Here is an 11,164-nt window from a genome sequence, read left to right on the forward strand (position 1 = left end):
TGGGTCAATTATTGTCCACTGTTCCCTATTCCCAGATCCGCTGTTCCCGACAACTGCCGCGAAGTCTAATGAATTGCTTTGTGTTCGCGCTGCTTCAAATCCTGCACCTGTTGTTCCAAAGTAGCGATGCGGTCGATCAATGTCCGAATTACCTTTGCCTCTACATCGGGCAGTTTGTCCTGTGCCAGAGGATCGGGGTGACTTTTTCGTGAAACAATTCGACCTGGAACCCCCACTATCGTGCAGTTATCAGGCACATCTTTCAGTACAACTGAGCCAGCCCCAATGCGAGAGCGATCGCCAATTCGGATGTTGCCTAAAACACTGGCTCCAGCACCCACCACCACATTGTGGCCTAAGGTAGGGTGACGCTTACCTTTATCCTTGCCCGTTCCCCCCAGAGTCACATTCTGGTAAATTAAGCAATAGTCACCCACGATGGCCGTTTCACCAATAACTACTCCCATACCGTGGTCGATAAATACACCTTTGCCAATGGTTGCCCCTGGATGAATTTCAATCCCCGTTAACCACCGCCCCAGATGGGACAAAAACCGAGGCAAGAAGGGAAACTCACGAGAATACAACCAGTTACCAACTCGATGTAGCATTAAAGCATGCAAGCCAGGATAGCAAAAGAGTACTTCTAGCCAATTTCGGGCAGCTGGGTCTCGTGTGAAAATAACGTCGATATCTGCCCAAAGGGTTTGCCACCAACCAAAAGCAAATGAGGAAGTAGTAGACCTAGAAGAAGCATCAGATGGTGCAGCGGGGTTTGTTGGTAGATCAACGGTTTGGGATTTGGTACTGATGTCTTCGCTTCTACTAAAGGTAATAGGTTGTAGCATTTAGATGTCTCCTGAATGACTATGACTTCCTTAGCTTTTGAGAATTATTTCGGGATTTAATCGTAAGTATTCAGCCGTCAGCTGTCAGCCATCAGCTTCAAATAAACTTCGAACGGTAGAATTTAATAGTTCGAGATTAATCAGAATTGAAAGTCTGGAAAAAAGCCCATTGCGCATTGCGCATAGGCTCACGCTACGCGAACGGCGCAGGCTACGGGAACAGCAGATGTCACAGAGATTAATCGAATGCTTACCTCTTTTATTCAAAAGCTGATAGCTGACGGCTGATAGCTGAATGCTTACATTTAATCAGGGGTGATTGGCTCAAATCACGGCTTTATTTGACTGAATGGTCAAAAAATAACCAAAAAAAATTTTGCTACCTCTGAACCGATTATTCCAGTACAGACAAGGCTACCTCCACAATATCATCTACATAAGAACAACATGGATGTATTTTACCTCGGACATTGAAGCCCAATATAACATGATGTAGAAAGCGAGCTAGTTGTCGTGGATTAGCCTCCCTTGGCAACTCCTTAGCGGCCACAGCCCTTTCCAATGTCCGCTCCAAGGCTTTGTCCACCTGCAGGGTTAGGCACTGAACCATCTTAGCCACTGCTGGGTCATGGGGAGCCAACTCCATCATGGTATTGGCCATCATACACCCACGATATTTGGGACAGATTGCCTCAGAAGCCAACCCTCTGATTAGATTACGGATGTTTTCTAAGGGAGAGCCCGGTTCATTTAACCGTTGCTCAATGCAGCTGACTACGGTTTGTCCATAGTGCTGTACTGCCTCCAAAAACAGAGCATGCTTACTACCAAAGGTGTTGTACAGGCTTTGGCGTTGGATGCCCATGTGCTTGAGCAGGTCATTGAGCCCCGTAGCATTGTAGCCTTTAGACCAGAACAGGTCCATAGCTTTTTCTAGGGCTTCTTCCCGGTCGAACTCTAGCTTTCTTCCAACCATAGTTTTAAGTTAGCACAATTTTGACTATATAGTCAAGATTGCCAGCAAACAAATTTCCTCATCCCACACTTCAGTCGGGAGTCGGGAGTCGGGAGTCGGGAGTCGGGAGTCGGGAGTCGGGAGTCGGGAGTCGGGAGAAAGAGAGGGAAGTGTGGGAGGTGTGGGAGGTGTGGGAGGTGTGGGAGGTGTGGGAGGTGTGGGGAGATGGGGAGATAGGGAGCTTGCTCCGACGTCAATTTCTTCAACACCAACAAATTAAGATATAGCGGTTTTCATATTAATGAAGTACACACACCTATTTTTTCCCTACTCCCTCTCCCCTCTCTCTCACAGGGGTAGGTTTTTTAGATTAGGGTCAAACCCACCCCCAACCGCCCACCGGTCGGGGGCTGCTCAGAGGTAGAGGAAAAGAAAAACAACGAATAAATGATGATTGTTAACGACAAATTAAGTATATTGTCTTGATGCAGTCGCTCATGGGGGAAACCACGGCAGTTGCTCATGGGGGAGACCCCCTTTGAAGTTACCGTAAGAGAGGGTCGCCTTTATAGGGACAGGTTATGGGTCATACTTTTAAGTTATATGAAATAAGGCGACCATCTCTAAGGTTTCGTCTTTGACCGCACTGCCTCCCCAAGACCGCGCTGCATCGCTTTCTTATACCCCACACCCCACACCCCACACCCCACACCCCACACCCCACACCCCACACCCCACACCCCACACCCTCCCCATCTCCCCATCCTCACCCAATTGAGAACTGCTATATTTCGGCATCTTAACTCTGTCTCAAGTAATTACTTCATCAACGGTTAAATTTGATTAATAAAATTCCAAAACTTATCAAAAATTCTATTTGGTATATCGGCCAATTTATTAGTTGGTATCTCCTCAGAGCATAAGGGTCTCATCCAAACATCAAGATTTGTTTCAATTTTAGATCATTGAGTATTGTAGGTGATAACTTGAATAAGGTAAACCAAAACCAGTTTTTCATGTATAAACTCACAATTAAATTTTAGGAGATTGAGATGGAACATAGCCTTGGATATCAATTTCAAGCAAGTTCTAAAGACGGGAATGCTTTGGTGCAAAGTCAAGCGCAGGCTCTAATCTATAATAGATATCCTAAATTGCTTCGGGCTTTGAGTGATTCTCTAGCGATTTTTGTAGTGAATGAAGTGGTCTTTACTGAAATTAAAGAGTGGAAAGATAGAGATTATATATATCTGAGTGCCTTGGCAGAGACGATAAAATTGAAGGTTCGAGATACTTTAAAAGGAAGTCCTGGAAAAGGAATTCTTGGAGAGGATATCGTTGAGACTTGTGTCAAGGATTGGATCAAGTCAATTGCTCATGAGCTTGACAATGCTATCAAACCTATTTTAGAAAAAAATACCTCAAACAATAACCCTATAAACAAGCTCGCTTTTAAGGAAACAAACCTAACATTTATTCGAGTGGGAAATGTAGACTATGAGTTGGATGTTGAGAGACTTGTAGAGATTTTATCCTCATCAGAAATTGTCGGCGCAATTGTTGTAATTATTGTGCCGGTAATCGGTGCTATTCTAGATGTCCTAGTGGAATATATTGTTGCTCTGGTTCTGATCTATATTCTCGCTACATTTATTGCTGCTACTGGGGCAGGTTTGTCTATTGCTTTACCGTTATATGCTAGAGCAGTGGCCCTGGCTTCGCAAGTGGCAGAAAGTGAAATAAATGTAGTCAGGGAACTGGGGGGAGGAATTGGAGAGTTTGTTGCTGGCGATATTAGAGGTCAGAATTACTCGACATGTATGAGACACCAATTTTATAGCAAGATTATCGATAAAAAATCTGCCCTTAAATCAGATATTGACAAAAAAATTATCGAGGCATTGGCTAATAATCATCAACTGAAAAGTCAAGTGACTAGAACCTGTATGCTTGCTTGTTGTATGCTGAGTAAAAAAACTCATCAAAAAACTATGGAAAAAACTATGGAAGCGATCGCACCGTAAGCATTCAGCCGTCAGCTGTCAGCAGTCAGCTGGATGCTTAAGGCAACGGAGTTGCTGAACTAGCCCGTTTTCTTCAAATTGCTATGGGTTCAGCCAGTGAACTTGAAGATCACCTGTTACTGGCTTACGATCCTAACTTAACTCTTAGCCAAAGACTATGAATCCCTGGCAGGTTCATGTAGCAGGTTGATGTAGGGTGGGCAGTGGATCAGACCGATTGACCAAGCTTACCAATCCTGTTGCTAAGCACTGCCCACCCTAGGGTTAATCACTTGGTTGATGTAGGGTGGGCAGTGGATCAGACCGATTGACCAAGCTTACCAATCCTGTTGCTAAGCACTGCCCACCCTAGGGTTAATCACTTGGTTGATGTAGGGTGGGCAGTGGATCAGACCGATTGACCAAGCTTACCAATCCTGTTGCTAAGCACTGCCCACCCTAGGGTTAATCACTTGGTTGATGTAGGGTGGGCAGTGGATCAGACCGATTGACCAAGCTTACCAATCCTGTTGCTAAGCGCTGCCCACCCTAGGGTTAATCACTTGGTTGATGTAGGGTGGGCAGTGGATCAGACCGATTGACCAAGCTTACCAATCCTGTTGCTAAGCACTGCCCACCCTACGGTTAATCACTTAAACCTTAAACAAAGTTGATATCACTAAAGGAGTTATACCCATCAGGCACGATAGCGATGATATCAAACGAAACAGGAGCAAAGAATCGAGAAGAGCTGCTGGTATCCTCTATTGCCGAAGTAGAGAAACTGGTTTGAGCACCAACACCAGTACTCACCTTAGAAAGATCTGGATTATTACCCTTGACTATGCTGTCAACAGCATTCTCAACCTGAGCCAGATTGGGTTCACTGCTTCTAGCTGTTCCCGCAGCAACACTGTCAAACTGATTAAAGATGAAGCCTTTCCGTAGAGCGATAAAGTTCCGTCCAAACAGATAGTTGCCTCGTTTGAGTTGGATTTTGTCCTGACCACTTCGGAAATCATCAATGAAAGCGTAGTCGTTTAACCCAAAGATTCCACCACCTTGATAGTAAACATTTCTCGAATCTCCTAGAACAAACTTATCGCGACCGGAACCTCCAGTCAAGATATCAATCTCGTTTGTTCCTGGTTTAAAACTAGACGGATCAACACCAACTATAGTGTCGTTACCACCACCACCAGTGATCTCGTCACTTCCTGCACCACCGGTAAGTTGGTTATTTTTATTATCTCCAATAATATTGTCATTGAGGGCGGCACCTTTGACATTAACAAAGTTCTGGACAGTGAAATTCAAAGTAGAACCGCGAGCAATATTCACCTGCAAGCTTTGGTTTTGCAGATTCACCTTCACAGAAGCACCGGAGCCAGCAGAGGAAGCATCAATTGTATTGGCTTTACCTGGAGTTGCAACAATTTTCTCAACATCGACAAGCTCATCCCGACCAAAACGGCCTTTGTCAACTATACCCCTAGGTAAGAGGGTAATTGCTGTACCCAAGCCAGCGTAATTAACTGTATCTTTACCGGCATCACCAAACAAGACATCATTACCACTATCGCCAAATATGGTGTCATTTCCGAAGTCGCCAAACACAAAATCGTTTCCACGACCACCAAACATCCTGTCGTCACCAAAGCCACCAAACATGACGTCAGTGCCATCATTACCCAAGAGTATGTCGTTACCCCCAAATCCAAAAATTACATCATCTCCACCGAGACCAAGAACGATATCAGTAGAGCCAGTACCGACCAGAAGGTCACTACGGGGAGTACCGATAATGAAATTAGGGAAGAAGAATGGCAAAAACGGCCTAGTCAGACTAGACGATGTACTGGGCCCGATAGAAGGTTTTGTTGCGATACCTGTTGTTGTGATACCTGTTGACAATGACGCTGGTGTAGCTGATGTTAACAATGACCCTTGTACAGCTGACGTTTCTGAAGCGTTCAAGCCTAAAGTACTCAGGGCAGGTGAATTAGTCAAGGCTACATTACCCAGGGACTGGCCATCGCTGGCAGCTAAACTAGACAGCGCAGCTGGAGCATTGCTGGACTTGACTTCTGTTACCTGTTTATTTTTAATGGAGTCGGGGATTAGGTCTAGTTTGTCTTTTGCTGATGGTTGGTTTTTAAGGATTGCCTGTTGAACTGTGGCCATAATGTCTTCCTTAGCGATCTATGGTATTTCGATGAAATCCCATCAAGACAACCCTTGTAACGCCAAATTGGCTTTGTGATTGATTTGTAACGCCAAATTGGCAATAAATTTGCTAATTGGTAATGGGTAATTGGTACTTTATGATTACCTATCACCTATTACCAAATTACCAAAAATCTAGCAACTATTTGGGATGTAATTAACCAAACTTGAGATTACACAAACTTGAGATTACACAAACTTGAGATTACACAAACTCGATATCAGATTGACTATATCCGTCGGAAACTATAGCAATGATATCCAAATTAGAAACTATCCGACCGGACTCCAAGCTATCACCAGTGGTGTGAGCACCGAGACTTGACCCAGAGTCATTAATAACGCCTTCAGATAGGTTGTTAACAACGGTTTCAGCTGAAGCAACACTACTCAAATCATTATAGTAGAAGCCTTTGCGCACAGCAATAAAGTTTCTTCCAAACAGATAGTTGTCTTTTTTGAGTTGGATTTTATCCGTACCGGATTGGAAATCGGTAATTAGAGCGTAGTCATTGAGACCCAAGAATCCTCGCCCTTCATAGTAAGTATTCTTGCTATCTCCCAGAACAAACTTATCAGCACCAGCGCCTCCAGTTAGGATATCAATCTCGTTAACTCCTGGACTCAAACTGTTGGGATCTACACCTACGATAGTATCTTTGCCACCACCACCAAGAATTTTGTCACTCCCTGCGCCACCAGTAAGTTGATTATTTTGGTTGTCACCAACAATGGTATCGTTGCGTCCAGTACCTTTGACATTGACAAAGTTTTCGACACCGAAATTCAGCGTGCCATCACCAACAATATTAACTTGTAAACTTTCCTTTTGCAGATCTACATTCACAGACGCAGTAGTACCAGCAGAAGAAGCATCGATAGTATTAACCTGACCCGCATCCCCAATGACTTTCTCAACCGCAATCAGCTGATCTTTGCCCAAACCACCTTTATCAACGATTCCAGTTGGTAAGACAGTAATGGCTCTACCTAGACCAGTGTAATCCACTGTATCTTTTCCAGAGCCACCATCGATGACATCATTACCAGCGCTACCACTAATGATGTCATTACCACCGCCACCGCTAAGTTTGTTGCTTAGTTTATTACCAGCAATAGTGTCGCTCAGTCCAGTACCTTTGACATTAATAAAGTTCCGCACAGTGCGGTTTAGAAACGGACCACCGACAACATTGACTTGTAACTTCTCCTGTTGCAAATCAACGTTGATAGAAGCACCAGTACCGGCAGAAGAGGCATCAATGGTGTTAGCTTGATTGCGATCGCCAATAATAGTCTCTACTCGGATTAGTTCATCCTTGCCAAGACCATTTTTGTTAACGATTCCCGTGGGTAAAAGGGTAATGGCTCGACCCAGACCAGTGTAATCTACCGTATCTCTGCCATCTTCTCCGTTGAGAGTGTCATTGCCTGTACTACCGATGAAGAGGTTATAACCAGTTCCCCCAGACAGAAAATCATCACCATTCCCGCCATCAAGGGTATCCTGACCGGAACTACCAAATAGAAAGTCTTGACCATTGCCACCAGATAAAAAATCGTTACCAGACCCACCGACAACAACATCATTTCCATCTTCCCCAAACAGAAAGTCATTGCCACCGAGACCAAGAATAATGTCATTGCCCCCGCGACCTAAAATAATATCGCTATAGTTAGTGCCGGGCAGAACGTCAGCACCGGGAGTACCGAGAATAACGTTGAACGGTCTTGGAAATGGCAAGAAACGTTTCGACAATTCATCTGAATCTGACTGGGGAACTACCGTTAGGATATCCTCTGAGATAATCTGAGTAGTGGTAGTTGGAGTTTTACTGCTCTCGCCCTCAGGAATCAGGAGTGATGGGGAAACTTCCTTTAGTTCTTCTAGTTCTGTTACCGAAATATCTTCGAGGTATTCCATTAGATTTATTAATTATAAATTGATTAATTTGTGTCAAAAAAAAATCTACAACCTTTCCCGACAGGATAATAATTTTCCTAGGTTAATTAGGACTATTTTTTTTATGTATCTTTAGTTTCTATCAAAACCAAATCCCAACTGGGTTTGTTGCCAGGTTGGCAAATTGTGACTAATGGTTGTAAGCATTCAGCAGTCAGCAGTCAGCCGTGAGCCTTGGCCTTTTGGCCAAGGCTTTGGCTGATAGCTGATAGCTGTTCGCACCTCAAGCAGCGTGGCCATTCGCGTAGCGTGGCCAACGGCCAAGGCCAAGGGTGCGCGTAGCGCATTAGCTGAATGCTTACTAATGGTTTTTGTCCTATAGCAGTTCTCAAGGTAGTTTCGTCTTGGGTTAATGGGAGTAGGGAGTAAAGAGTCGGGAGTCGGGAGTGGCCGATGGGAAAATTGAATCTACCTGATAAGTATGATCAGCGCTATACTAATTCTGGAAATTACCGCTACACATGGATTTCATCTAGAAAAAAAACCGTCAAACCCTTTCCCCTACCCCTGTGAGCCCCACACCACACCCCACACCCGATCACCCCACACCACACCCCACACCTGAGGTCAAAGTTAAAAACCTACCCTTATGAGCTCCCCTGCACCCGAAGCTCCCCTGTTGTCAGAACCATGGAATTTAAATGAAGACCAGCTTATGTAAGATATTCTCTAGTGAGATTAAGGGTAACCTATAACTCAGTAAACTTAATTATGTTAACTTTTAAATAGGACAGTAATGACTAATTTAGGGGACAACCTTAAAAAAAGACGAGAATCCCTAAATATCACCCAGCGGGAAATCGCTCATGAATTGGGCGTAACTGTTACCACGGTGCAAAATTGGGAAGCGGGCAGGCATATCCCCAAACTCTACCCAAATCAGCTCAAGGTATTGTGTGACCTGCTGAAAGTTACCCTAGATGAATTGGCAAAGTGGGTAACTGATTGAACTGTTGGGATCCAGCTAAAAAAAAACGCCCCATATGGGGCGTAACCGTTTCCTATTAACCTGGGACAGTGTCCTAACAGTTAATCAAAAAACTAAAACAGGAGAGGATTATCGGTGTAACCACCTTGCCATTTTATTGGCTACTTGTTACAGCGCCTGTGAACTAAACTTTTCGCAACAAAATCAGAAAAAATTTTTTGGGGCAAAATCTGTAGGGAATAGGGAGTAGGGAATAGGGAGTAGGGAGTAGGGAGTAGGGAATAGGCAACAGGCAACAGGCAACAGGCAACAGGCAATAGGCAACAGGCAACAGGCAACAGGCAACAGGCAACAGGCAACAGGCAACAGGCAACAGGGAAACAATCTTGTTCACCCGATTACTATGACAACCGGAATAAGCGTGTTTTTATATGATTTGTAAACAGACGTATTGCAGGAATTGGCTTGCATACAAGAGGCAAAAGGCAAGATGGGAAAGAGATTCGGAGTGTTATTTGACAATAAAAAAATACCTCAATGGTTTACATCTCATTTGGAAACCATTGAGCGCGATCGCTAATACAAAAAAATGCCCGTGCCCAGGGCATTTTGTCAGTTATCCTACGGAGTAGTGTGTGAAGTACCCCAGCCTGCTTGACCTTTGGTCACGCTACGCGAACGCTGAGGCTGGGGCTTCCAATCTCAACTCAAATCAGGGACGGTCTTATTCGTCAAATGGGTTTCCCGCTTCATCCGCCAAAGCCTCAACCAGCAAGCTGATCAAAGGTCTTACTCAGCGTCCACAGGCAGACATCCGCCTTCCGCAGACGTATAGTTTTTTTCGACAGACTTACCTTGGAATTACGACTCTATGGTCAACCAGCTGGGGCTTGTCTCTTCCCTGAGCTGGAGCTAGTACTTTTACACCTTTAAGGTAGCCTTTTAGTCAGTCAGGCGGGTCATCGACCAACTTTATTTTAGCACGAATCGTCATAAGTTGTCGTCTCGCTATCCATCCCCACCGTGAAAGACGGTGGGGAATTCCGCGAGTTTTGTTAAAACGTTGTCTTTGTAGTGGTTGTGCTCCGTGACATACTCCCACACTGACTCTTTGAGTGAGCGTGTGGGCTTCTTACCAACTCCACCCAACGGTATCGGCTTTCGCCGACCCTGCGCGAACGGATACGTAGGCTTGCTTTATTAACGACACGGTCAGAAGTTACCGCAAGAATAGGGCAGCCTTTATGGTTAGTCGGTTATGCGTAAAGAGTTAAAACTTTATGATTAAGGCTGCCCTATTCTAAGGTTTCCTCTCCGGGATGCCCCGACCCGCCGGAACAATACAATAAGTTGTATTTTTGATTAGTAGGTGGCTGACTTGCCCAGCATTTAAGGCCGTAGGCCACGCTACGCGAACGGCTTTTTTTATCAGTATTATAGCAATTTTATAATACCCTGTGCAAAATTCATCCCACACCTAATGCGTAGCATTAGGTGTGGGATGAATTTTGCCGGACAGCTAAATGCCCACATCACCAAGAATATCTGTCTTCCAAATCGCTAATTATGCGCCTAAGCAGCCATTTCTTCCATTATCATCGCCATTTGCTGCTTGGCACGAATGTTTTTCATGTGCTTCTTCACGGTATTGAGGGTAACAAACAGTTCCGCAGCAATCTCTTTGTAGGAGTAATTGACTCGACGCAGTAACCAGACTTCTGCTTCACGGGCAGTTAAGCCATATTTGTGAACTTCAGCTAGGGCTATACTATGAATGGATTGACGTTGGTCTTCGAGGGTAACTAAAATATAAGGCTGCTCAGATATCCTCAGGTTGAGCCATCGAGCCCGAATCCGAAACGTTGTGGAGTGACTCGTAGTAATCTCTGAATCTATAATTACAGATTGATCGGGATAGAATTCATCACTGTCTTTCAAGGCTTGGCAGACACGCCAGATTTCTTGAGGCACCACCGTAAAATGTTTGCTGTTCGGTGTAAGTTGCTCACAAAAAACACGAGCGGTTTGATTGCTATGAAGCAACTCTCCTTGTGTATTCAGAATTAAAACACCGTCAATAAAACCTTCTAGTACTCCTTGCAGTAGACCATTGTCTAACTGTTGCACCTGAGGAGCGGATTTTTCTAGAGTGTTGGTGAGAGTATACATGGTCTGTTGACGCACTAACTGGATTTGAAATGTAATGGTGCTTTTGACCCATTAAGAATTAAATTCGCCACG

At 44.5% G+C, this 11,164-nt stretch carries 12 protein-coding genes; 4 read left to right on the plus strand and 8 right to left on the minus strand.

Going from position 1 to position 11,164, the window contains the following annotated elements:
* Window positions 1-65: 65 nt before the first annotated feature.
* Together cysE and F6J90_RS14160 are read right to left on the minus strand one after the other, a co-directional pair.
* Window positions 66-692: a serine O-acetyltransferase gene (gene cysE, locus F6J90_RS14155; protein ID WP_293094887.1), complete on the minus strand. Its 627-nt coding sequence runs from the start codon at window positions 690-692 to the stop codon at window positions 66-68.
* A 550-nt stretch (window positions 693-1,242) separates the two neighbouring features.
* Entirely contained in the window at window positions 1,243-1,824 is a 582-nt protein-coding gene (locus tag F6J90_RS14160) for a TetR/AcrR family transcriptional regulator (RefSeq protein WP_293094306.1), read from the minus strand.
* Between the two features lie 38 nt (window positions 1,825-1,862).
* Between F6J90_RS14160 and F6J90_RS14165 the strand changes: the two genes are divergently transcribed.
* Window positions 1,863-2,090 carry a hypothetical protein gene (locus F6J90_RS14165; protein WP_293094308.1) on the plus strand — a complete coding sequence of 76 codons (228 nt, stop codon included), beginning with the start codon at window positions 1,863-1,865 and terminating at the stop codon, window positions 2,088-2,090.
* Between the two features lie 336 nt (window positions 2,091-2,426).
* Here the strand turns inward: F6J90_RS14165 and F6J90_RS14170 are convergent, their stop codons facing one another.
* Window positions 2,427-2,567: a hypothetical protein gene (locus tag F6J90_RS14170; protein ID WP_293094309.1), complete on the minus strand. Its 141-nt coding sequence runs from the start codon at window positions 2,565-2,567 to the stop codon at window positions 2,427-2,429.
* A gap of 288 nt (window positions 2,568-2,855) precedes the next feature.
* Between F6J90_RS14170 and F6J90_RS14175 the strand changes: the two genes are divergently transcribed.
* Together F6J90_RS14175 and F6J90_RS43585 are read left to right on the plus strand one after the other, a co-directional pair.
* Complete coding sequence (locus F6J90_RS14175; RefSeq protein ID WP_293094310.1) at window positions 2,856-3,827, plus strand: hypothetical protein; 972 nt, start codon at window positions 2,856-2,858, stop codon at window positions 3,825-3,827.
* 83 nt (window positions 3,828-3,910) lie between these two features.
* A complete protein-coding gene (locus F6J90_RS43585; RefSeq protein WP_366513765.1) occupies window positions 3,911-3,988 on the plus strand; it encodes a hypothetical protein in 78 nt (25 codons plus the stop codon).
* A gap of 478 nt (window positions 3,989-4,466) precedes the next feature.
* Here F6J90_RS43585 and F6J90_RS14180 read toward each other — a convergent pair whose 3' ends face one another.
* The 3 genes from F6J90_RS14180 to F6J90_RS14190 form a co-directional block, all read right to left on the minus strand.
* A complete protein-coding gene (locus tag F6J90_RS14180) occupies window positions 4,467-5,990 on the minus strand; it encodes a calcium-binding protein (RefSeq protein ID WP_293094313.1) in 1,524 nt (507 codons plus the stop codon).
* 247 nt (window positions 5,991-6,237) lie between these two features.
* Window positions 6,238-7,956 carry a calcium-binding protein gene (locus tag F6J90_RS14185; RefSeq protein WP_293094315.1) on the minus strand — a complete coding sequence of 573 codons (1,719 nt, stop codon included), beginning with the start codon at window positions 7,954-7,956 and terminating at the stop codon, window positions 6,238-6,240.
* 200 nt (window positions 7,957-8,156) lie between these two features.
* A complete protein-coding gene (locus F6J90_RS14190; RefSeq protein WP_293094318.1) occupies window positions 8,157-8,327 on the minus strand; it encodes a hypothetical protein in 171 nt (56 codons plus the stop codon).
* 404 nt (window positions 8,328-8,731) lie between these two features.
* Here F6J90_RS14190 and F6J90_RS14195 point away from each other — a divergent pair, with 404 nt between their 5' ends.
* Window positions 8,732-8,944: a helix-turn-helix transcriptional regulator gene (locus tag F6J90_RS14195; RefSeq protein WP_071103122.1), complete on the plus strand. Its 213-nt coding sequence runs from the start codon at window positions 8,732-8,734 to the stop codon at window positions 8,942-8,944.
* A 163-nt stretch (window positions 8,945-9,107) separates the two neighbouring features.
* On the opposite strand, the gene F6J90_RS14200 is transcribed toward F6J90_RS14195, so the two are convergent.
* Together F6J90_RS14200 and F6J90_RS14205 are read right to left on the minus strand one after the other, a co-directional pair.
* Window positions 9,108-9,317: a hypothetical protein gene (locus F6J90_RS14200; protein WP_293094320.1), complete on the minus strand. Its 210-nt coding sequence runs from the start codon at window positions 9,315-9,317 to the stop codon at window positions 9,108-9,110.
* A gap of 1,178 nt (window positions 9,318-10,495) precedes the next feature.
* Complete coding sequence (locus F6J90_RS14205; protein WP_293094322.1) at window positions 10,496-11,092, minus strand: LuxR family transcriptional regulator; 597 nt, start codon at window positions 11,090-11,092, stop codon at window positions 10,496-10,498.
* Window positions 11,093-11,164 lie beyond the last annotated feature (72 nt).

The sequence above is a fragment of the Moorena sp. SIOASIH genome (genome assembly GCF_010671925.1).
Lineage (GTDB): Bacteria > Cyanobacteriota > Cyanobacteriia > Cyanobacteriales > Coleofasciculaceae > Moorena.